This window comes from Streptomyces sp. NBC_00299, from assembly GCF_036173045.1.
GTDB lineage: Bacteria > Actinomycetota > Actinomycetes > Streptomycetales > Streptomycetaceae > Streptomyces > Streptomyces machairae.
This window is the reverse complement of the sequence record NZ_CP108039.1, coordinates 464,605-486,856: the sequence shown is the minus strand read 5'-3', so window position 1 is coordinate 486,856 and position 22,252 is coordinate 464,605. Positions and strand designations below refer to the sequence as shown.

Below are 22,252 nucleotides of genomic sequence, written 5' to 3'. Positions count from 1 at the left end.
CCGGGACCGGCACCCTCCCCACACCTCGGCCGTGGAGCACATCAATGCACGTTCACCACGGCGCGCGACGCAACGACGCCGCGCGCGTCACCCTGCTCACCGAAGGCACCTACCCGCACAGTCACGGCGGCGTGAGCGTCTGGTGCGACCAGCTCGTCACCGGCATGCCCGACATCGAGTTCGACGTCATCGCCGTCACCGGCACCGGACGGGAGCCCATCGCGTGGGACCTCCCCGACCACGTCCGCGACGTCCTGTCCGTCCCCATGTGGGGTTCCGCTCCGGAGGGCCGCCCACCGCGCGGCCGGTCCCGTCGCAGGCTCACCGACGCCTACGAGCGGTTCCTGACCGCGCTCGTCGACCCCGGCGCCGAGGACGGCTTCGCACCCGCCCTGCACACCATGGCGTGGGCGGCGGCGAACGGCGAACTCAGCCCATTCCTGCGGGGCGACACGGCGATCGCCATCCTGACCGCCGTATGGACGCGTCCCGGGCTGGCCGTGCGCGAGGCGCGGCCGACCCTGCACGACGCGCTCACCGCCACCGCCCTGCTCGAACACGCACTGCGCCCGCTGGCCGCGCCGTCCCCGCAGGACGGCGTCGCACACGCCGTCAGCGGAGGCGTCGCCGTCCTGCCGGGGCTCGCCGCCCGCGAGCGGTACGGAGTTCCGCTGCTGCTCACCGAGCACGGGGTCTACCTGCGCGAGCGCTACCTCGGATACCGCACCGCTCCCTACCGCTGGCCCGTCAAAGCGGTGATCCTGGGCTTCTTCCGGCTGCTGGCCGAGGAGAGTTACCGCCAGGCTGCCCTGATCACCCCGGGCAACCGCTACAACCGGCTGTGGGAGGAGCAGGGCGGCGCCGACCCGGAGTCGATCCGCACCGTCTACAACGGCGTCGATCCCGCCGCGTTCCCGCCGGCCGGTCCGGAGCCGGAGGCCCTCACGCTGAGCTGGGCCGGGCGCGTCGACCCGATCAAGGACCTGGAGACCCTGATCCGTGCCTTCGCGCTCGTCCGGGACCGACTGCCGGACGCCCGCCTGCGGTTGTTCGGGGGCACGCCCCGGGGCGGAGAGGCGTACCGCGAGCGCTGCGAGGCCCTGGCAGCCGAGCTGGGGCACGGCGACGCCGTGACCTTCGAGGGGCGCGTCGACGACATCAAGGACGCCTACGCCGCCGGCAACGTGGTGATGCTGTCCAGCATCAGCGAGGGCTTCCCGTTCACGCTCATCGAGGCCATGTCGTGCGGCCGGGCGACCGTCTCCACCGACGTCGGCGGAGTGCGCGAAGCCGTCGGCGACACCGGCCTGGTGGTGCCCCCGCGCGACCCGGCCGCCATGGCCGCCGCCGCGCTGGAGCTGCTGGACGATCCCGTCCGGCGCCGGGCGATGGGCGAGGCGGCACGGCTGCGGGTGATCGAGCAGTTCACCCTGCGGCAGACCATCGACACCTTCCGCGCCATCTACCACGAACTGGCGGCAGGCAAAGCCGAGTTGCCCGCCAGAGTCGTGCTGCCCGCTCCGGCGGTCACCGGCACGAGGAGCCTCACCGGATGAGCGGACCGATATCCCTCGAACCCGGCGACGCAGGACAGGACACCCTCGCCCTGCGGCTGGCCGAACCCCGCCCGCCGCGCCGCCGCCCACGCTGGGCCCTGGACGACGCCACACTCGCGATACGGCTGCCCGGCCACGGCCCCGACGAGGAGGCGGTCAGCACGCTCGCCGCCGAACTCGCCGACGCCATAGGGCCCGCCGTCCATCCCTACGAGGTGGCGGCGCTCCTGGAGGCGGAGGGCCTGTCCGCCTCGCTGATCAAGGAGCGGTACGGCCACCCCAACCTCTTCTCGCTGGCGACCGCGCTGTACGAGAGGGTGCCACGGACGTTCCCCGAGCCGCCGCCCGCGACCGACCCGTGGCGACCGGACACCCTGCGCTGCCTGCTGCGCGGCGTGCTCTTCGCGCTCCCCGCCCTGGCCTACCTCCTCATCGCACCGCTCTGGCCCATCGACCGGCACGCCCCCGTGCTCATCGTGGCGGGCATCGCCTCGTGGGCGTGGGGACAGGCACTGGGCCATCGCGCGCACCTGCGGCTGGTGACCGGACGCCGGGAGGCGTCAGGCACGCTGCTGGCCGGGTCCGCACTGGGCGCCGCGGTGGCCACAGCCCTCGCCGCGCTGCCCGCTGACGGCCCGTTGGCCATCGGAGTGGCGGCCGCCCAATCTCTGTATCTGGCCGGGGCGAGTGTGCTGCTCGTCCTGGGCCACGAGCGACTGCTCCTGGCCGCACTCAGCCCGCTCATCGCGGGCGCCGCGGTGCTCCCGTGGTGGGAGCCCTGGCCGGAACTGCGGGTCGGGCTGCCTCTCCTCGCCCTGCTGGCCACGTCGGTGGCCGCCGGACGAGTCCTGTGGGCGGGGCGCGCAGGCCAGGCCGCGTCCGACGCCGGGCGGCCGCGACTTCGCACATCCCTGCCGTACGGCCTGTTCGGACTCGCCGCGGCGGTGCTCGTCATGCTGGAAGGCCGGCGGCAGCCGTACGCGGTGATCGCACTGACCCTCAGCATGGGCCCCGCCGAGTGGCTGCTGTACCGCTACCGGGGCTGGTCGGTCGCCGCGTTACGCGTCAGCGCGACTCCCGGCACCTTCCTGCTGCGCTCGGCCGCCGTACTCGGCCTGTGCCTGTCCGGCTATCTGCTGTTGCTGCTGCCGGCGGCCCTGCTCACCGACTCCGAGGTCTCGCTCCTCCTGCTCGCGGCGGCCCTGTGGACCGCCCTGCTCCTGCAGGCGTTCGGGGTGGCCTGGCCGCCCGCCGTTCTCTGCCTGGCCGCCGCCGGCGCGGCCGGATCGGTGACCCTGCTGCACCTGCCAGCGGGACCGGCCGTACTGCCGGCCGCCTGCGGTGCGGCCGCCGTCTGTCTCGCGGCCTGCGCGATACGCCTGCTCGGCCGGCCCTCCCCGCACGCCTGACCACGCGAACCACCCCTGGCAGACCACAGACCCGCATCCCGTCCACGCCGGGTCTCCCGTCCGACGACCACTACGAAGGGACCAAGAGTTGACCTCCGCACCGCTCGCCGCCGTCACCGGAGCCGAAGGCTTCATCGGCTCGCATCTCACCGAGGCGCTCGTCGCCTCCGGCCACCGCGTGAGGGCCATGGCCCAGTACAACTCCTTCTCCTCCTACGGCTGGCTGGAGACCCTGCCCTCCGACGTCCTCGACCACGTGGAGATCGTCCTCGGCGACGTACGGGATCCCGGCTCGGTACGCGGCCTGCTCGAAGGCGCCGACTGCGCGTACCACTTGGCCGCGCTCATCGCGATCCCGTACTCCTACCAGGCCCCGCACAGCTACGTGGACACCAATGTCACCGGCACGCTCAACGTGCTGGAGGCGGTGCGCGCCCTTCGGACCCCGCGCCTGGTGCACACCTCGACCAGCGAGACGTACGGCACCGCGCAGACCGTGCCGATCACCGAGGACCACCCCATCAACACGCAGTCCCCGTACGCCGCTTCGAAGGCGGGCGGTGACCGGCTGGCCGACAGCTACCACGCCAGTTTCGGCACCCCCGTGGTGACGCTGCGACCCTTCAACACCTTCGGCCCGCGCCAGTCGATGCGCGCCGTGATCCCCACGGTCATCGGCCAGGTGGCGGCCGGGCAGCGCACCATCACGCTCGGAGACCTGCGCCCCACCCGGGACTTCACCTTCGTCGAGGACACCGCCCGGGCTTTCCTCGCGGTGGGCACCGCCCCGGCCGAGCAGGTCGTCGGCCGCACCTTCAACGCCGGGACCGGCGGCGAGATCTCCGTCGGTGACCTCGTCGCGCTGATCGGCAAGGTCATGGACGCCCCCCTCGACGTCCGCGAGGACCCCGAACGCCTGCGCCCCGCGGCCTCCGAGGTGATGCGGCTCGTCGCCGACGCGACCCGGCTGACCGCGGCGACCGCCTGGCAGCCAGGCCACACGCTGGAGGAAGGGCTCGCACGAACCGCCCGGTGGTTCGTCGATCCGGCCAACCTGGCCCGCTACAAGACCGGCATCTACAACATCTGACCCGCCCGGCACGTACCCGCAGGAGGTATGTCATGCATGCAGTCATCCTGGCCGGAGGAAAGGGCGTCCGGCTGCGGCCGTACACCACCGCGCTGCCCAAGCCGCTCGTCCCCATCGGGGATCAGCACGCCATCCTGGAGATAGTGCTGCGCCAGCTGTCCACGGCGGGCTTCACCCGCTGCACCATCGCCATCGGCCACCTCGGCGAGATCATCCGCGCCTACGTCGGCGACGGCACCCAGTGGGGCCTCAGCGTCGACTACGCCACCGAGGAGAGCCCGCTCGGCACCATGGGCCCCCTGCTCACCCTGCGCGACCGGCTGCCCGAGAACTTCCTGGTCATGAACGGAGATGTGCTCACCGACCTCGACTACGCCGACGTGCTGCGCAGGCACGAGGCGTCCGGCACGCCCCTGACCATCGCCACGTACGCCCGCAAGGTGCACATCGACTTCGGGGTGCTGACCACCGACGCCAGCCGCGTCGTGGCCTTCACCGAGAAGCCCAGCATCGACTACCGGGTGTCCATGGGCGTCTACGGCGTCTCCCGGACCACCCTCGACGGCTACACGCCCGGGCTGCCGCTGGGCTTCGACGAGCTGGTGATGGATCTGCTCGCAGCCGAACGCCCGCCGCACGCCTACGAGTTCGACGGCTACTGGCTGGACATCGGCCGCCCCGACGACTACGACCGGGCCAACGCGGAGTTCACCAGCCGCAAATCGCTGCTGCTCAAGGGAGCCTGAGGAACCATGCACATCCTCGTACTCGGCGCCACCGGCTACCTAGGCACGCACATCACCGAGCACCTGCGCGCCCTGCCGGACGCGCGGGTCCTCGCCGGCGGCCGCTCGCCCGCCGCCGACATCGGGGTGGACCTGGCCGCCGACCGTCCGCAGGACCTGGCGGCGGCCCTGGCCGAGGTCGCGCCCGACGCCGTCGTCAACTGCGCGGGCGCGACCGGGGGCGACGCCGTCACCCTCGCGGAGGTGAACGCCCGCGGTCCCGCCGTGCTGTGCGCGGCACTGCGGGTCGCGGCGCCCGGGGCCCGCCTGGTCCATCTGGGCTCGGCCGCCGAGTACGGGCCCACCGAGGCCGGAGCGCGGGTGACGGAGTCGGCGGCGACCCGGCCGGCCGGCCCGTACGGCGCCACCAAGCTCGCGGGCACGGTTGCGGTGACCGCGTCCGGGCTGGACACGGTGGTGCTACGGGTGGGGAACCCGGTGGGCGCGGGGGCCCCGCCCACCGGGCTGCCCGGCCGCGTCGCCGCTCTGCTCGCGGGCGCCGGGGACGACCCGGCGGCGACGCTGCGACTCGGCGACCTCTCCGCGTACCGCGACTTCGTGGACGTACGCGACGTGGCGCGGGCGGCCCAACTGGCGGTCACCGCCGCGGGACGGCTGCCGCCGGTGCTGAACATCGGCGGCGGTGACGCCCGCCGGGTGCGGGACCTGGTGCGGGGGCTGGCGGACGCGGCAGGCTTCCGCGGCCGGATCGACGAGGCCCAGGGCACCGCATCCGTCCGCTCCGCACAGGTGTCGTGGCAGTGCTCGGACATCACCGCCGCCCGCCACGCCCTGGGCTGGTCGCCGGCCCACACCCTCGACTCGTCCCTGGCGGCACTGTGGGCGGCCGTCCGCCCACAGGCCCGCAGCGCCGAGGGGGCACCGGCGCGGTGAGCCTGCTCGTCCCGCTGTACGTGCATCCGGCCGAGGACCCGGGCGCCTGGCACCGGCTCATCACGCGCGCCGCGCGCACCTACGCCGTCGTACTGAACCCGGCGAACGGCCCCGGCCGGGCCCCCGATCCGGCGTTCGTCAAGGCGGCCGACGCACTGCGCGCGGCGGGAGCCCGCCTGCTCGGCTACCTCGACACGGACTACGGAGCCCGTGAACACGCCGAGATCACCGCGGATCTGCGCCGGCATCAGGAGTGGTACGCCGTCGACGGCTGCTTCCTGGACCAGGTGCCGGCAGCCCCCGACGCACTGCCGGACTGCCGCCGCCTGGTCCGCTCCGCCCGCCGGCTCGGGGCCTCCACCGTGGTCCTCAACCCCGGCGTCCATCCCGCACCCGGCTACGCCCGGCTCGCCGACCTGACCGTCACCTTCGAGGGCCCCTGGGCGAGGTACGTGTCGGACTTCAGCCGCCCCTCCTGGACCGAGCGGCTGCCCCCCGACCGGCTGTGCCACCTGGTCTACGGCGTACCCGAACCGCTCGTGCCGCTCGCCATGAGGACCGCGCAGGAGCGGGGCGCGGGTGTGTGCGGGCCGGTGACGGGAGAATTGCCGAACCCCTGGTCCGGGCTGACCCCGGCGCTGACCGAGTGAAAGACCGGTGCGTGTCCGGGTCTCCCTCACGTCCCGGGCCGCGACTGAGCCACGGCCAAGGCCGCGGTGCGAGGCCGGATGACGTGGCCTCGCACTGGGGTCGGTCAGATGCCGAACGGTGCTGCGTAGCGGACGGTTCCGCCGGGCAGCGGGTGGGTGGCGTCCAACGTGAGGGCCATCAGAGCCTCGTCGGGTACGTCGATGGTCAGCCCGATGCCGTGGGCGGAGGCGCGGTCGAAGCCGAACCGGGGGTAGTACGTCGGGTGCCCGAGGACGACGACGTAGTGCTCGCCCTTCTCCTTGGCCGCCGCGAGAGCGGCGTGGATGACCGCGGAGCCGGCGCCGCTGCTCTGCTGCTCGGGCCGCACGGCGCACGGGGCCAGACACAGGGCCGGGACGTCGCCGATGTGGCAGCGGGTCAGCAGGGCGTAACCGATGGGGCGGCCGTCGTCGTCCGTGGCGACGAGGGACAGGCCCTCGATCCAGGCGGGGTCGGCGCGCAGGGCATCGACGAGGTCGGCTTCCGAAGAGGTCTCGAACGCGGCGAGGTTGATGTCGCGGACGGCGGGGATGTCGGCGCTGGTCTCAGCGCGCGTGATCCAGTTGCGCATGATGGATGATGATCCGTTTCCAGGTGGTGTTCGTGCAGGCGCCCCGCGAGCTCACGCTCCCAGCGAGGGCGGACAGGACGGTGTCAGGCCACGGCCCGGGACGTGAGGGAGACCCGGACACTGCGCATGGTGGCCACGAGCGCGGTCATCAACCCCACCTCCCTGTTTCTCTGATCACCTGTTGACACGAACAGCCGTCAGGATACACAGGGCGCCTGCGCGAGGTGCCGGGTGGGATCACTCCTCCCGGCACACCGTACGAGGGTCGGCCCCCTTGCGGCCCGGCGGCGCGGAGAGCGGCTGGTCGCTGCCCGCGGGCCGCCCGCACACGGTCGCTGAGCGCACCTTGTGGTCGCGATAGGTCACCCGCACGATCTTGTAGCCGTGCCCCCGCTGGTCGGCGTAGGGCTGGCTGCCGGCGAAACTGACCGTGCCGACCGGCAGGTTCGGGTTGGGCCGCCAGCGCAGGTCGGCCCAGGTCTCCGGTGCGGTCTGCGGGGCGTCGCCGTTCTTCGAGGCCCGGTACAGCACCGCGGTGGCGCTGTAGGCCAGCACCGACTGACCGCTGGAGAACAGCGGGTCGTCCCACGGCCGGGCCGGGTCGGCGAGCGCCCTAGCCGCCGCGCCCGTCGGGAGCAGCTCGCTGAGCACGCGGTGGGAGTCCTGGTAGAAGCCGGTCGCGCCGACGAGGTCCATCGGTGCCAGCGCGAAGTGGTAGAGGGTGACCTCCGGCGGGATGCGCAGACTCTCGCCCTCGTCGTAGTTGCTCTTGGTCAGGTCGTCGCCGGTGAAGACGGTCATGTGCCGACCGGAGCAGCCGGGCGTGGAGCCCAGTTGGGACATCAGGTTGGGCACGTCCTCCACCCGGCCCGCGAAGTACAGGGCCCGGGGCACGGGATCACTGGCGCAGATCGCCTCGACCGGATCGGTGAGTTCCGGTTCGCCGTTGGGGCTGAGCCGGTAGGACCGGGAGGGCAGCAAGGTGAAGCCGGCCCGGTCCAGCATGCCCTTGCCCACTCTGGCCTGCTCGGTCGTGTAGAAGTCCTTCTCGCTGCCGACCTTGCGGGCCAGCACCACGGCCCGGCCGCCGCCCTCGCGTTGCCCGAGCTGTCGGGCGACGACGAGCAGCGCGTTCGCCTCCTCCTCGTCGGTGGCGGCCAGACCGAACCAGTTCGACAACTTGCGCGCCAGATGGCTCCCGGAGTTGGTGGTGCTCACCACGGGCAGGCCCGCGCCCTTGAGGATCTCCACGGCGTCATCGCTCTCCGTGGTGTCCCGTCCCAGGCCGACGACGCCGACGACCGACCGGTCGCGCCGGGCCAGTTCGGCTATGTGCCGGGCCATGGGCAGCACCTGGAGCATGTTCTCGCCCGCGTTGGCCAGCAGGACTCTTATCTTCGTCGGCTGGTGAGTGCTGACATTGGCGTACCTCTGGTAGAGGTAGACGCCCGTGATCTCCTCGAGCCCCTTGCGGGTGCCGGACTCGTCGGCCGCGGTGACCGGGCCGGCGTAGACGATCGTCACGTACTTGTCCCTCGGGCCGATCTTCGCGTTCTCGGCCCGGATCGCCTGCTCGACGGCGTCGAAGGTGATGCCCTTGCCGGCGCCGTACAGTTCCAGCGCGTTGCCCGCGGCCAGCCGTACGTCCCCGGTCGCGACCCCCACGCACTCGCCGCCCACGAGGACGGAGTCCGTGTTGGAGCCGACCAGCCGGCCCTCGCAGTAGCGCTGGGCCATCCACCGGTTGCCCAGGAAACCGAGGCAGAGGGCGATGGCGAGGACCACCGCCAGGCAGGGCCTGGACCACAGCAGCCAGGCCGCGGTACGGCGGATCCTGGTGGTGGAGTGCTGTATGGAGTGCCGGCGGACCAACTCGTCGGTGGACAGCGGTATCCGCAGGATCCATGGCAGCGCGGCCGCCCGCCCGGGGGACTGGCCGACGTTGAGGCCGGTCACCCACTCCTGGTACCTGGCGTCCGCTCCGAAGACGCGCTCCGGATCGTCGCCTGCGGCCCCGGCCGGATACGGTGCGGCGGGCAGGCCGGGGCCTAGGGCAGGCAGGCCGGGTGCCTCGGATCCCGGCGGGCGCAACCGCTCGGCCGCCGGGATCGCGGCCAGCACCAGCAGCGGGTCCACTTCACTGCGGCGGCTGCGTACGTTGCTGATCGCCCGCAGCAACAGCAGCCCGCCGTCGTCCTCGGTGGCGCACGGCAGGTACACCACGGGCGGGACCGTGCGCTTACGGCGCCGCAGGTCCAGTGTCCGCGGCCGGAAGTTCTCGCGGAGATCCTCCAGCAGCGCCAGCACCCGCAGCTCCAAGTGGAACTGACGCGCCGTCATGTCACCGGCCTCGGCGGCGACGACCTGCTGGGCGGCTGCGAAGGCCCGGCCTCGGATGGTCTCCCAGGACTTCGTGGGCCGCCACCGCGACCACTCGGCGGCGGCCGGGCGGTCGCTCGAAGGCGCCAGGAACGTGGTGGTCGCGAACCACCGGCTGGCCCGGCGCAGCCACAGGAGCGGCGGCGCGCTGCGCGCCAGCAGATGCGCCACACCGAACGCCGCCAAGGCCAGGGCACCGCCCCACACAGCCGTCTGCCAACCGCCCTCGCCCAACAGCACGCTCAGGCAGGCGATGAACATCGCCCCCACGAAACCGGACGGGTTCACCACGGCGCCGACGGTGTCGGCCAGCCCAGAGGCGCGGTTCGACTCGTCGGCGCCGTCCGGGTCACGCCCCGGCCGCCAGCGCAGCTCGGCCAGCCGTCGCATCAGCCGTTCGCGGCGCTGGGCGGCGGACCACACCGTGCTGACCTCTCCGCCGACCTCCGGCGCGGCCTGCTCGATGGCCCGCAGCAGCCGTGAGCGCGGAAAGGCGAAAGGCTTGTACTGGGACTGGTTCTGGTTGTCCCAGGGGTGCTCACACAGCTGGCGCACCATGTCGATCGCGGACGAATAGGCGTCCACGTCGCCTGAGCCGTCCAGCCGCTTGGCGATCAGCCCCCGCGGCTGATGGCCCTGGCGGACGAACTCCACGACCTGCTCGACCCGCCGGTCGAGCGTGCCGGTGTCGTCCTCCTCGGTGGCCTGCAGGACCACCAGCGGCGTCACCGGAGGGTGGTCCCGGAAGTTGTCGATGAGTCGTCTCATCAACGCGAACACGGCGTCCGCCGCCTCGATCCCGGCGCTGCCGCTCCACACCTCTTTGCTCACTCGCTCCGCCCCCGTCGCATCCGCCCGACCCGGCACTCCCGGATCCGATGGAGATACCCACGCCCAAACACCCTGCACCGAAAGGACGTTGCGATTATCGCGACTCTGTACCGGCCGGCGTGTGGGCCGGTCGAGGTCAGCCGGTGGGATCGAGAAGGATCTTGCGGACCCCGTCCGAGCGGTCGGCGAAGAGTTCGTACGCGGCAGCGCCCTGGGAGAGGGGGAAACGGTGGGACACCACGACCTCCGGCTCGATCCGGCGTGCCTGGGCAAGCGCGATCAGGGTCGGAAGTTCGTAGTGGATCGAGCACAGACCGATGGCGAACTCGAGTTCCTTGATTTGCGCAAGTCCCATGTGGAAGGGGAAAGCCTTGCTGTGGCTGACGCCGATGACACTGACCCGGCCGGCCTGCCGGACCGCCTTGAGGGCGAGTTCGATGGTGGCGTCCGAGCCCACGGCCTCCACCACCGCGTCCGGGCCACGTCCACCGGTCATCTCCCGTATGGCGGCCTTCGTGTCCTCGCCCTCGACCGGTTCGACGCCCAGGGATGCGGCGAACGCGCGTCGCTCCGCGACCAGGTCGGCACCGAGCACCCGTGCGGCGCCCATCGAGAAGGCGGACTGCGCGGCCATCAGACCGACGGGACCCAGACCGATGACCAGCACGGTCTCACCGGGTCGGATCCGGGCGCGACGGCAGCCGTACCAGGCCGTCGGGGCATTGTCCGTCAGGACGACGGCAGCCTCGTCGGAGATGCCCTCGGGCAGGTGCACCAGGTTGATGTCGGCGTAGGGCACCGCGAGCGCCTCGGCCTGGCTGCCGGGGAGCTGTGGGCTCACGCCGTAGCAGAGGTCCGTACTGGACTTCGCGTTCTCGCAACGGGCGGTGAACCCGGCCGCGCAGGACCGGCACCGGGTGCAGCCGGCCGAGGCCGGAACCAGGACCCGGTCGCCGGGCTTGAAGCGGGTGACCTGGTCGCCGATGTCGACGACCACGCCGACACACTCGTGTCCGGGTGTGTAGCCCAGTTCCGGACTGAACGGGTTGCCCTGGTAAATGTGCAGGTCACTGCCGCAGATACCGGCCGTGGTCACCTGGACGACCGCGTGGGTGGGGCTCGTGACGGCCGCATCGGGGACGTCCGTGAAACGGATGTCGTGACGGCCGTGGTAGGTAAGTGCCTTCATCGGAACGCTCCTCCCCCTGCCGGCTCAGTCCGCGATCTTCAGCACGAGCTTGCCCTGGTTCTCACCGCGGAACAGGCGCATGAGGGTGTCGGGGAACGCCGCCACGTCACCGGACACCACGTCCTCAAGTGACTTCAGCCTGCCTTCCTGCCGCCACGTGGCCATCCGGGCGATTCCCTCGGCGTATCGGTCGGCGTAGTCGAAGACCACCATGCCCGTCATGGTGGCCCGGTTGACCAGCAGCGACAGGTAGTTCGCGGGGCCTTGCGGCTTGACGCTGTTGTACTGGGAGATCGCGCCGCAGACGACGACGCGGGCGCCGCGTGCGAGCCGCAGCAGTACCGCGTCCAGGACGTCGCCGCCGACGTTGTCGAAGTACACGTCGACGCCGTCGGGGGCGTGGGTGCGCAGCGCCTTGCGGATGTCCTCGTTCTGGTAGTCGATCGCGGCGTCGAACCCGAACTCGTCGACCAGCAGCCGGCATTTGGCCTCGCCGCCGGCGATGCCGACGACCCGGCAACCCATGATCTTGGCGATCTGACCGACGACGCTGCCGACCGCTCCCGCCGCACCGGAGACGACGACCGTCTGGCCCGGCTCGGGACGTCCGATGTCGGTCAGTCCGAAGTAGGCCGTCAGCCCCGACATGCCGAGGGCGCCCAGGTACGTCGGCAAGGGGGCCGCCGCCGGATCGACCTTGATCACATCTCGCCCGTCCGACAGGCAGTACTCCTGCACGCCGAACGACCCCGACACATGGTCGCCGACCGCGAATCCGGAGTGCCCTGAGGCGATGACGCGTCCCACCGCTCCGGCGCGCATGACCTCACCGATCTCCACCGGGCGGATGTAGGACCTGCCCGCGTTCATCCAGCCGCGCATCGCCGGATCGATCGACAGACAGAGCACCTGCACCAGGAACTCCCCGTCGCCCGGCTGCCCGATCGGCTCCTCCACGTGCTCCCAGTCGGTGGACCGCGGCTCGCCCACGGGACGCGCGGCCAGACGCACCTGGTGGTTGGTTCGGCTCATCTTCGGCGGCTCCTCAGTCTTCGCGGTGACCAGGTCGGTGGGCATACCATCCGGTCGGTATGGCCCGTGAGCGTACGGTGCCGATGCGCGCGAGGCAAGGGATGCCGGGCTCGAGACGAGGACCCGGCTTCGGGGCATACCTGAAATCCGAGGTCGGACGAACGGGTTCGGTGGGCATCCGGTCAGGGAGCAGCCGTACGACAAGGAGGGGCGACGCCATGGGTACCGCCGTCCACGTGCCGCAGACCCGGGACATGATCGGGGAGGAGCTCTCCGGAGACGAGGCGTTCGCCGCCCTGCGCCACTACGGGGGGCTGCGGCTGCTGGCCGACTCCTTCGCACGGTTCCGTTACGCGGACGGGTTCACCAACGCCCGAGCGCTGGCCTTCCAGGTGGTGCTCGGGCTGGTTCCCTGCACCGTGGCACTTGTCGGCCTGGCGACGTCGGTGCACACCGAGGGCGTGGGCCGGGTCGTCGAGCTCACCCTCGGCCGGATCGTGCCCGGCGCGAGCGCGGAGATCGTCGAGGACGCTTTCGACGGGACGCGGCGCACCGCGCACGGCGATGTCTGGAGCACACTCGCCCTGTGGCTCGGTCTGGGCTTCGCACTGCTGAACCTTGCCTCGGCGATGGGCCAGATCGAGCGTGGCGCCAACCGCATCTACGGCATCGAGCGCGACCGTCCCTTCCCGCGCAAATACGCGCGGGGGATAGTTCTCGCGATCGCCGCCGGTCTGCCCCTGGTCCTGGGGTTCGTCGCGCTTGTCGCCGGTGAGGCCGTGGGCGAGGCGGTGGCCGACACCGCCGGCTGGGCCGACAGCGTGCCGCAGTGGTGGAGCGTGCTCGACATCCCGCTGGGCCTCGCGCTGGCCTGGGTGGCCTCCGCCGTGATCTTCCGCTGGTCGCCGCGGCGCGTCCAGCCCGGCTACACGTGGCTGGCCTTCGGTTCGGCCGTGCACCTGTTGCTGTGGGTGGCGGCCACCTGGCTGCTCGCGCTGTACGTCAAGGAGAGCGGTGCCTTCGGTGCCGTGTACGGCCCTCTCACCGCCTTCATCGCCCTGCTGCTGTGGGCCAACCTCACCGCCGTCGCACTCTTCCTCGGCATCGCGTTCGCGGCCCAGCTGGAAGCGGCCCGCGCCGGCATCGAAGCACCGGTCCAGCCCGACCCCGGCCCGGGCAGATGAGGCCGGCCGCCCGGCCGTTCCCCCGCGCGAGGGATCGCGATGGTCCGCAGGCATAGACCTTTCCAGGCGGGGCACTTGGAGTTCTGCTCGCCCTGATCTGTGTCGATCACTGGCGTGAGCCATGTATGCAGTCTGTCCCTCGCGGCGGCGTCGGCCGCCGAGCGAGCTGTGCTTCGAGAGAGGAATCGCCATGCTCCTTCCGGCTGAGAAGGAACTGCGTACCGCGCTGGCCCGGTTCGCCGAGGCGCGCATCGCACACGACGTGCTCCCCACCGGTCGCACCAGCCGCGCTCTCGAAGATGCCACGTACACGCTCTGCGTGATCACAGGCGCCCGCACCGCCGACGACGCTCTGTTCGCAGCGGATGCACTGCTGCAGAGGTACCGCGCCGACCGTGAGGGCCCCACGCAGGAGGACAAGACGCTGGCCGCCTAGGACAGGGACGACCTGCGTCAAGAGCCGGCGGTTCCCGCCGGACGCCGTGTGCATCGACGAGTCAGCCCGCTCCCACGCTGAGATCGACGTGATCATTGACGTGACGTACGGCGCGGCATCCCGACTCGCGGGGAGCTTCCGGCTGACGCGGGGTGCACCTGCGGGAGGAGTGCGCGGCTCGGATTGCCGCGAAGGGAAGATCATCACGCCACGCCGTCAGATGCCTGACCAGTTACGGCAGATCAGTCCGTCGCTTCGCGGACGTCCTTTCCCTGCTCGGCGAACGCCTTGAAGTCCTGCATGTGCTGTTGCGACTGCTTGCGGAAGGCGCCGGGCATCAGAAGTCCCACCAGCTTCATCAGGAATCCGCTGAACCGGTATTCGTTCTCGCACTCCCAGAGCGTCGTTTCCGGGCCGGCTTCGGTCAGCCGGTCGCGCACGGCGCTCCACATGCCCTCGCCGACGATCTCGCGGTCGAAGCGAACGACGCTCGCTTTCGGGATCTCGCGCAGGTCTGCCGGTTCCCGGCGTGTGATGGTCTCGGTGCACTCCATCTTCCGCTGGCCCATCTGCATCACGACCCGCGACTGGGTGCCGAGCTGCCCGTGCTCCCCACTCAGCGGCTCGTGCAGCACCAGGCCCCGCAGCCATTTCGGCAGGTGTACCGGGTCGGCGAGCAGCTGGGCCACCTTCTCCCGCGGCAGGGCGATCTCGAGGGAGACGGTGTATTTCATGGGGCGCATCGTTCTTTTCCTTCTAGGTGTGGGACAACGTGCTTTGTACTGCTCGTCATGCTCCTGGGCTGAGGGCACTGCATTCTGTAAAGGGCAAGACGTGTGATCTGCGGTTGGGTGCCAGAGGATGCGTTCACTGTGCGATTGCGGTACGCATTGATGAGCTTACGCAGTGTGGGAGCGGCCCTCCGCCCTTGCGATTCATAATTGTCATCGTGGGTGCGAGCGCCGATGGCGCCGGTCAGCCCACCGCAGTAGGAATATCAGGCCGGGTCGGGTCCGTAGAACTTGGTGGTGGCCTCGACTGCGGCCGTGACGTGCTCCGGTTCGCCACCGGCGGCCAAATGAGCCTGGCCCCAGGCTGCAGCGTCTTATTGCTCAAGGCCCGGATCCTGCTGCGCCAGTGGGCAAAGGGCCAGCAGTTGCTGTGGCAGGCCAGCCAGGCCGAGGGCCGTCCCCCGATCGGGCTCGACGCCCAGGCGCACGACGCGGTCCTGGCCCTTGCCGAGCTCGACGACGACGAGACCCGCTCCGAACGGGGCACCGGATGACCGAGGCCCCGCTTGCCTCGGTCCGTGCCCGGCCTCCCCCTGGCCGTCGGGCTACTCGTCGTCGACCGCGTCCTTGTCGCGCAGCGGCCGCAGGCCGTCGGGCAGTTAGGGCCTGTCGTTCGGATCAGGTCACAGACGCGGTGACCGAACCGGACGCTGACCGGGAACGGCCCTATTGCCATCCGTTGACGAGGCCAGCGATTGATGAAGGCGCACTGCGCACCATCCACTGGAGGACCGGCCGAGGCTCAAGATCGGCTCAACTCGCTGGAATCCGCCTCGGCCGCCGGTGCATCCTTCTCGACAAGACCACGTACACCAGGGGGAACACCGATGAAGAACCTGCTCGGCCGAGTCGTGATGCGCGTTCGGGACGTCGTTTCCGGACGCCAGGATGTCATCAGGTACGGCGACCCGGAGGGCCATCGCCACGGGCCCCCCAACCGCGACGCCAACCTCGCCCACCACTACATCCCGACGCCGCCTCCGGCCTCAATGAACTTCCCCAGCAGCATGTAGACGGCTCGCACACGAACGTCGGTGCGTCCGTCAAGTGGTGCTCGGCGTACGGTCTAGGGGCTTTCGGATCATCGGGCGGACCAGAGGAAGATGCCTGCGACATCGAGTCCGGCTAGGTAGATCGTGGCTGTCTTCTCGCAGCGGGTGGCGATACCCCGCCACTGCTTGAGGCGGTTGATGCACCGCTCGACGGTGTTGCGCTGCTTGTAGGCCTCACGGTCGAAGGCCGGTGGCCTGCCGCCTCGGCTGCCGCGTCGCAGTCGGTGGCCGCGCTGGTCCGCCGGGACAGGGATCACGGCACAGATGCCGCGTCGCCGCAGATGCTCGCGGATCGCGCGGGACGAATACGCCTTGTCCGCCAGGACCACATCCGGTCTGGTGCGCGGCCGACCATATCGGCGGGGAGGGGGCAGGCGGACCATGACATCGGTGAAGGCCGGTGCATCGCCTGCCCGTCCGGCGGTGAGGACGAAAGGCAGAGGCCGGCAGCGGGCATCGGCAGCCAGGTGGATCTTCGCGGTCAGTCCCTAGCGGGACCGTCCGATGGCATGGTCGTCGGTAGAGCTGCTCGCGGCGGCTGTGGAAGATCGCGGTGAGTTGGTGGCTCGCTGCCGAGAACCCACCGGACGTCGAAGCCGTCGCGGGCACAGCCACCACATCCCGACGTCCCAGTCCTGCTCACCTGTCGCGGCATCCTGCTGCTCGGCACCTCCGGCGGCCTGCTCCCCTCCCCGTCCGCGTTCCTCGTCCTGCCTCAGCGGGCTTCTGACCGGCCGGATCGGTACGGCGATTGCGACGGTGGCGGCGTTCGGAGTGGGCCTGCCGCTGACCCTGACACCTGCGTCGGCCTCGCGGTGCTGCGCGGCCGTGAGGCCATCCTCGAACGAGCCTCGGTCTCAGCCGTGCGGCGCACTTGGGGCAGCCGTCTCCCGGCCGTCTCTGCCGGGGCCGTGGTCATCGGCGGCACCGTGGCATCGGATGTCGCCGCGGGCCGCGTCCTGGCACCGTGAACGTCCTACCGGGCCGGCGCCCTGTCCGTGAGGTCGTAGCCGCCCTGGATCACCTTGGAGTCTGCGGCCGGCGCCATGCACTTGCTCAGCAGCGGCTCGCCGGCCGCGGTGCCTCCGGAGAGCCCGATGCGGCTGGGACCGCTGCCCGCGCCCTCTCCCACGTAGAAGCTGATCCCCATGCGGACGTGCCGCTTCAGGTAGTCGTCCCAGGCACCGACGTTGCCCCCGGTGCGCACGAGGCGTCCGGTCACGGTGGCGGTGGGGCCGCCGCTGGTCAGGCAGTCGACCTTGAAGTCACCCCAATTGACCTTCTCGGGCTCGCCATTGGCGGCAGGCATCCGGTGGTAGATGCGGAAGCTGCCCCAGGCTTTGTCGGGCTTGGTCCAGCCGATGCCCTTGAAGGTGGCGTGAGCGTCGACGGTGATCTGGATGTCGTGACCGGCATCGGGGTAGTCCATGCGGCCCCAGCCCTTGAGACTGGAGATGAGAGCCGCGGAGGAGGCAGAGGCCCGCGGGGTCGTGTCGGGCGTGGCTGCGGGGGCTGTTGCCGCGGAGGCGATCCCCGCGGTGGTCGCAATGACGGCGGTCGCTGCGAGGAACGTGACGGCGCGGTTGGGCGACTTGAATCGGGACATGACGGGACTCCGTTCGGGGCCGAGGAGGACGAACCACCGGAGCGAGAGGACGACCCCGCTCCGCCACGACCGATCCTGCTCAACACCCGCCCCGTACACGTCAGTCACCGGTCGTGACCTCTTCCGCCGTGCGGATGAGCCCGCCGGTGCAGCGGTACCTCTTACTGCGTAGGCGCCCACGAGCGCGTCGCTGGACCAAGGCGTGTCCGAGGGATCGCGTGACCGGGCCGTGCTGACATGCCGTTCGAGCGGCGAGGCACTACGAGTGGCGGGCATGCCGGCTGCCGTGATCGCGAATAGGTCAACTGAGGAGCGGCGGTCGAGGAGCCCGGGCCGCCGTCGGCTGTCGGGAGCCGATCAAGGCGGCATCCCCATCGCTCACATGCCGTACAGGATCTGTCGGACAGTCATCCTTCGCGGTCGTCGCAACGGATCCGCCCGATCAGAACGCGTCCGTCCCGGTCAGTGCGGACCCATGGACTCCACGGAATGTGACTGTCTGCATTCGATCTAGTGCAGGGAGTGACGACCTCCGTATGGTCATATCGCCGTCAACGCCGTATCCCTGGAGGATTCGTGGCACGCTTCCGTACCCGTATGGCCCTGCTCGGCTCGGCCGCGGCTCTCGCCGCGGGCGCCCTCGTTCCCGCCCAACTCGCCGGGGCGCAACCCGCCGCTGCGGCCGACTATCAGTGGGTCGCTCTCGGCGACTCGTACACCGCCGGGGTCATAGAGGCCGCGGGCGACACGTTCGAAGTCCCCCGTGACGGCTGCGAACGCACCGACCTGTCCTACCCGCAGGTCATCGACCGCGACCTCGGATCACTCATTGAGCTCACGAACGTCAGCTGCGGCGCCGCCACGATCGAGGACATCACCTACAAGGCCCAGGAGCCGATCGGACGGCACCTGCCGCCCTTCTCCGAGGACCCGGACTACCCGTTCCCGGCCGTGCCCGCCCAGTCCGAGGCGGTGCAGGCCGGCACCGACGTGGTCACCGTCGGCGCGGGCGGCAACACGATCAAGTTCGCCGACATCCTCTTCCGCTGCCTGGAACTGGGCTCCGGCAGCGGCGGCGTGGGCACCCCGTGCAGGGACGCCCTGGCCGATGACATCCCCAGCCGCCTGACAAAGATGAGCGACGACTACGACGCGATGCTCGGCGTCCTCCACGAACGGGCCCCGCACGCCAAGGTCCTGGCCGTCGGCTACCCCACGGTCATCCCCAAGAACACTTCCAAGTGCCGCTACAACGACTGGGAACAATTCGGCTCGATCACTCAAGGGGACCTGGACTGGCTGCGCCAGGACGTCCTGGAGCCCGTCAACGCGGTCATCGAGAAGGCGGCAGGCGAGAGCGACGACACCACCTTCGTCAACCTCTACGACCCTTCCCAGGGCCACAGCGTCTGTGACGCGGGCAAGTGGGTCGACGGCGTCTTCACCCGCTTCCCCGACCAGGTGGCCTTCGTGCACCCCAACGCCAGGGGCCACCAGAACGCCGCCGACCACGTCGCCTCAGCGATTCTGAACTCCATCGGCGTGGACTGACCACGCCGTTCCCTCCGCACGCAGTCCCGCCCGGCCGGAGCCGACGCCCCGACCGGGCGGGATCTCCGACGTCGGGCGGTGGCGCAGTGCCCTCACACTCTTCCCTGCGCTCTTCCCTCTCACTGCGGCCAAGGCCGGGCGTGTGTGCTGGCCGCGCCGATCGCCGCTCTCGCCGCCCGTTCGACGAGTGAGATCCCGCTTTCCATCGTCGGGTTGCCGTCGCTGAGGACCGAGACGAGATACCGGTGCCCGTGGACCGTGACCTGACCGACGCTGTTGATGACCCACAGGTCGGTCGTGTTCCGCCGTAGCCAGCCGTTCTTGAGGGCCCATCGGGAGCCGGGGGAGCGGGCGGCGGACACCCCCCAGTCCTGGTCGTCCGTGATGCCATCCATCAGGTCCCCGATGGAGGCACGGGATGCCCGGGTCAGCCCTCTGGGGGCGGCGGGAGCCCATCGGCCCTCGGCGAAGACCGCGCGCAACAGCTTGACCTGGTCTGTCGCGGTGGTCTGGGTGAGGCCCCAACTGATGCCGCCTTGCGTCGAGGAGAGCCCCAGGCGCTCGTTCGCCGCGTCGAGGCCTTCCGCCCTGCCGATCGCCTGCCACAGGACGTTCGCCGCTTCGTTGTCGCTCGTCCGGATCATCTTCTCGGCGTGGAGGCGCTCCGGGTACGTCAACTCGCGGCCCTCGTCCTGTGCCTGGAGCAGCAGCGCCGCGAGGATGTTCACCTTGCTGATGCTTGCGGTGTCGAACGTCGCGTCCTCGCCGTACGACGTGATCTGCTGGTAGGCACTGTCCAGGTCGAGCACCGCCACCGCCAACCGCGTGTCGCCGTCCGGCAGGACCGGCCTGAGCGCTCGCGCGAGAGTGCCACGCAGGTTCTCGCGCGGCGCCGCGGCCGACCCGGGGGCCGGCGCGCCCGCCCGCACGGAAGGCGTCTGCGCCTCGCGGGGCACCTCGGTGGCGGAACAGGCGGCGAGCGACGCCACGACTGCGGTGGCGGCAACGGCGGCGCAGACCCTCAGAGTGTGCGCGAGGCGGTCGTGTGTCGGGTGCATCCGGTTGGGCTGTCCGTCGGGCATGGCAGGGCAGGCCTCGGAGTTCCTGTCTGGGCGGCGGAGAACAATAAGAAAATAGGACAAACCGGATGTGATGGTGGTGATTGACATCAGGACCGGCGTGTCAGGCCGCCCGTGCGTGCCTCCCGCCTACTTTCGGCCCTTGCCTTCGCGGCCATGCATTGCAACGCACCGTTGCATTCTTCGGCAAGGTTATTGCATCAAACTGCTTCGATTGACCTGGTGATACGCATTCATGCGGATTGATCGAAATGTGAATGCAACGTAGCTTTCGGGCACCGTTAAACCCGCAACATCGCGAGATGAGGAATGGGCATGAGCGAGTCCCTCCACACCGTCACGACGCTGCCGACTCAGCGTCAGTCCGGCTGCCCTTCGACCCGCCGGCAGAGCTGCTCGATGCCCGTCGGCGCGGCCCCATCAGTCGCTTCACCCCACCGAGCGCATCGAGCAGATCACCGCCGACTGCCTGGATGCTATCGAGGAGGCCGGGCCGCCGACCGACCTGGTGAGCGCATTCGCCAAGCCCATCCCGACCATCGTCATCTGCGAACTGCTGGGCGTGCCGTACGAGGACCGGGGCTCACTCAGCAGCAGATCGACACGTTCATGGGAGGGGAGACGAGCGACGAGGAACTGATAGCGGCCTACACCGCAACCCAGGAGTACCTCGCCCAACTGGTGGCCGCCAAGCACGCGAACCCCACCGACGACGTGCTGAGCGAACTCACCGACAGCGACGTCACCAATGAGGAGCTGAAGGGGTTGACTTCCTCCGCCTCCTGAGGGGGGGGATTCCCTTATGCAGGGGTTCGGCCGGTTGCCCGGCTTACGGGTTCCTGCTTCACGGACCAGCTGTTGCCGAGGTCTCCACAGGCTGACACGGCATGTCCTGCCGCGTGTTTGATGTTGATCGCTGCGTTCACGTCGGCGTGCGCGGTGTGTCCGCAGCCTGCGGCTTTGCACCGGAAGACCGCTTGGCTTTCACGGTTTGTTTCGGTGACGAAGCCGCAGGCGGAGCACCGCTGCGACGTGTACGCGGGGTTGACCTTGACCACGCGCGTGCCCGTGTACCGGGCCGCGCTGGTGAGGGCGCGTTCGAGGCGGTGCCATCCCTTGTCGAGGATGGCCCGGTTCAGGCCCTGTTTTTGGGCCACACGGCTGCCGGGCTCGGCGAGCGTGCCGGACGCGGAGGCCGTCATGCTGCGGGTCTTGAGGTCTTCCAGGACGACGAGTGCGTTCTTCGCAGTGAGGTGCGCGGCCGTGACGGCGCAGAAGTCCGCGCGACGGCTCGTGACCCGGCCCATGATCTTGTTCATGTGGGCGCGGACCCTGGCCCGGTTAGCGCTGCCCTTGGTCGTGCGGGCGAGCTGCTGCTGAAGCCGCCGGAAGCGGACAGCTTCGCCGGCGGTGATGAATGGCCGGTCGAAGAACTCGCCGTCGGAGGTGACGGCCGCCGCCTTCACGCCCCGGTCGATCCCGGCCACCGTGTCCACCATGGCGTGCTGCTCGGGCGTTCTCGCCTGGTCGTTGACGAGGAACGACACGAACCAGTGGCCGCCCTTGCGGCTGACGGTCGCAGACCGTATCTCACCGCCGAGTGGGCGTGACCACCGGAAGGTGACCCATCCGAGCTTGGGCAGCTTCGCGCGACCCCACTTGCGGCCGAGACGCTCCACGGTGATGAGATTCCCGGCGGGGAAACGGAACGAGGGCGCCCAACGCGCCTTCGACCGCCACCTCACCTTGAATGTTCCGTGGTCCCGGCAGGCACGGTCCAGATCCTTCAACGTCTGCTGAAGCACGTGAGAGGGCGCCGCCTTCAACCACGCGTGGTCCCGCTTGGCGTCTGCCAGCTCGGCAGCCTGGGGCACGTAGTTCATCCACGCCCCGCGCCGCCGGTACTGACGGCGCTGGTCGAGTCCGGTGTTCCACACCGCGCGGCAGATGTTCCCGAACTCCTCACACATTGCAGCCTGCCCGGCAGTGAGCTTGAGCCGGTACCTGCGGCCGGAAAGCACGAGAACACCCCCTCTCGAAACAACGTAATCACCATAGTGGAAGCCACTGACAACGCACTGAACTCCGCCGCTGCGCGGCTGCGTTGCGAGGACGAGCTAACCCCGC

The 22,252-nt window shown here is 70.3% G+C and carries 19 protein-coding genes and 2 pseudogenes; 12 read left to right on the top strand and 9 right to left on the bottom strand.

All coding sequences use genetic code 11. From position 1 onward, the window contains the following. Positions 1-44: 44 nt before the first annotated feature. The 6 genes from pelF to OHT51_RS02335 all read left to right on the top strand — a co-directional run bounded on the left by pelF (position 45) and on the right by OHT51_RS02335 (position 6,384). Positions 45-1,556 (top strand): GT4 family glycosyltransferase PelF, encoded by a 1,512-nt coding sequence (gene pelF / locus OHT51_RS02360; RefSeq protein ID WP_328877181.1) that lies wholly within the window; start codon positions 45-47, stop codon positions 1,554-1,556. Then, entirely contained in the window at positions 1,553-2,965 is a 1,413-nt protein-coding gene (locus OHT51_RS02355) for a hypothetical protein (protein ID WP_328877180.1), read from the top strand. The genes pelF and OHT51_RS02355 overlap by 4 nt, the downstream gene beginning before the upstream one ends. Before the next feature lie 88 nt (positions 2,966-3,053). Further along, a complete protein-coding gene (locus tag OHT51_RS02350) occupies positions 3,054-4,055 on the top strand; it encodes a GDP-mannose 4,6-dehydratase (protein WP_328877179.1) in 1,002 nt (333 codons plus the stop codon). A gap of 32 nt (positions 4,056-4,087) precedes the next feature. Then, positions 4,088-4,801 (top strand): nucleotidyltransferase family protein, encoded by a 714-nt coding sequence (locus OHT51_RS02345; RefSeq protein ID WP_328877178.1) that lies wholly within the window; start codon positions 4,088-4,090, stop codon positions 4,799-4,801. A 6-nt stretch (positions 4,802-4,807) separates the two neighbouring features. After that, the gene (locus OHT51_RS02340; RefSeq protein WP_328877177.1) at positions 4,808-5,734 is read left to right on the top strand and encodes an NAD-dependent epimerase/dehydratase family protein; all 927 of its coding nucleotides are present in this window, start codon (positions 4,808-4,810) and stop codon (positions 5,732-5,734) included. Beyond that, positions 5,731-6,384 (top strand): spherulation-specific family 4 protein, encoded by a 654-nt coding sequence (locus tag OHT51_RS02335; RefSeq protein ID WP_328877176.1) that lies wholly within the window; start codon positions 5,731-5,733, stop codon positions 6,382-6,384. Before OHT51_RS02340 ends, OHT51_RS02335 begins: the two co-directional genes overlap by 4 nt. Positions 6,385-6,488: 104 nt before the next feature. On the opposite strand, the gene OHT51_RS02330 is transcribed toward OHT51_RS02335, so the two are convergent. The 4 genes from OHT51_RS02330 to OHT51_RS02315 form a co-directional block, all read right to left on the bottom strand. Then, positions 6,489-6,995 carry a GNAT family N-acetyltransferase gene (locus tag OHT51_RS02330; protein WP_328877175.1) on the bottom strand — a complete coding sequence of 169 codons (507 nt, stop codon included), beginning with the start codon at positions 6,993-6,995 and terminating at the stop codon, positions 6,489-6,491. A gap of 237 nt (positions 6,996-7,232) precedes the next feature. Continuing rightward, on the bottom strand, positions 7,233-10,205 hold the full coding sequence (locus OHT51_RS02325; RefSeq protein ID WP_328877174.1) for a hypothetical protein: 2,973 nt from the start codon (positions 10,203-10,205) through the stop codon (positions 7,233-7,235). 136 nt (positions 10,206-10,341) lie between these two features. Next, on the bottom strand, positions 10,342-11,394 hold the full coding sequence (locus tag OHT51_RS02320; protein ID WP_328877173.1) for an alcohol dehydrogenase catalytic domain-containing protein: 1,053 nt from the start codon (positions 11,392-11,394) through the stop codon (positions 10,342-10,344). 24 nt (positions 11,395-11,418) lie between these two features. Then, entirely contained in the window at positions 11,419-12,426 is a 1,008-nt protein-coding gene (locus OHT51_RS02315; protein ID WP_328877172.1) for an NADP-dependent oxidoreductase, read from the bottom strand. Positions 12,427-12,644: 218 nt separating this feature from the next. Between OHT51_RS02315 and OHT51_RS02310 the strand changes: the two genes are divergently transcribed. After that, the gene (locus OHT51_RS02310) at positions 12,645-13,610 is read left to right on the top strand and encodes a YihY/virulence factor BrkB family protein (protein ID WP_328877171.1); all 966 of its coding nucleotides are present in this window, start codon (positions 12,645-12,647) and stop codon (positions 13,608-13,610) included. 190 nt (positions 13,611-13,800) lie between these two features. Further along, on the top strand, positions 13,801-14,046 hold the full coding sequence (locus OHT51_RS02305; RefSeq protein WP_328877170.1) for a DUF5133 domain-containing protein: 246 nt from the start codon (positions 13,801-13,803) through the stop codon (positions 14,044-14,046). 242 nt (positions 14,047-14,288) lie between these two features. Here OHT51_RS02305 and OHT51_RS02300 read toward each other — a convergent pair whose 3' ends face one another. Beyond that, positions 14,289-14,789 carry an SRPBCC family protein gene (locus tag OHT51_RS02300; RefSeq protein WP_328877169.1) on the bottom strand — a complete coding sequence of 167 codons (501 nt, stop codon included), beginning with the start codon at positions 14,787-14,789 and terminating at the stop codon, positions 14,289-14,291. A gap of 365 nt (positions 14,790-15,154) precedes the next feature. On the opposite strand from OHT51_RS02300, the gene OHT51_RS02295 reads away from it, so the two are divergent. Together OHT51_RS02295 and OHT51_RS02290 are read left to right on the top strand one after the other, a co-directional pair. Further along, entirely contained in the window at positions 15,155-15,331 is a 177-nt protein-coding gene (locus tag OHT51_RS02295; RefSeq protein ID WP_328877168.1) for a hypothetical protein, read from the top strand. 333 nt (positions 15,332-15,664) lie between these two features. Continuing rightward, complete coding sequence (locus OHT51_RS02290; protein ID WP_328877167.1) at positions 15,665-15,850, top strand: hypothetical protein; 186 nt, start codon at positions 15,665-15,667, stop codon at positions 15,848-15,850. A 68-nt stretch (positions 15,851-15,918) separates the two neighbouring features. On the opposite strand, the pseudogene OHT51_RS02285 reads toward OHT51_RS02290, so the two are convergent. Both OHT51_RS02285 and OHT51_RS02280 read right to left on the bottom strand, forming a co-directional pair. Continuing rightward, positions 15,919-16,377, bottom strand: a pseudogene (locus OHT51_RS02285) (IS5 family transposase); the annotation flags it as partial. Between the two features lie 488 nt (positions 16,378-16,865). Then, the gene (locus OHT51_RS02280) at positions 16,866-17,495 is read right to left on the bottom strand and encodes a hypothetical protein (protein WP_328877166.1); all 630 of its coding nucleotides are present in this window, start codon (positions 17,493-17,495) and stop codon (positions 16,866-16,868) included. A 576-nt stretch (positions 17,496-18,071) separates the two neighbouring features. On the opposite strand from OHT51_RS02280, the gene OHT51_RS02275 reads away from it, so the two are divergent. Next, a complete protein-coding gene (locus OHT51_RS02275) occupies positions 18,072-19,046 on the top strand; it encodes an SGNH/GDSL hydrolase family protein (protein ID WP_328877165.1) in 975 nt (324 codons plus the stop codon). 119 nt (positions 19,047-19,165) lie between these two features. On the opposite strand, the gene OHT51_RS02270 is transcribed toward OHT51_RS02275, so the two are convergent. Next, positions 19,166-20,104, bottom strand: coding sequence for a serine hydrolase (locus OHT51_RS02270; protein WP_328877164.1), 939 nt, complete (start codon positions 20,102-20,104; stop codon positions 19,166-19,168). Positions 20,105-20,440: 336 nt separating this feature from the next. On the opposite strand from OHT51_RS02270, the pseudogene OHT51_RS02265 reads away from it, so the two are divergent. Beyond that, positions 20,441-20,896 (top strand): annotated as a pseudogene (locus tag OHT51_RS02265) (hypothetical protein); the annotation flags it as partial. Between the two features lie 29 nt (positions 20,897-20,925). Here the strand turns inward: OHT51_RS02265 and OHT51_RS02260 are convergent. Beyond that, positions 20,926-22,146, bottom strand: coding sequence for an RNA-guided endonuclease InsQ/TnpB family protein (locus OHT51_RS02260; RefSeq protein WP_328877163.1), 1,221 nt, complete (start codon positions 22,144-22,146; stop codon positions 20,926-20,928). Positions 22,147-22,252: the final 106 nt, after the last annotated feature.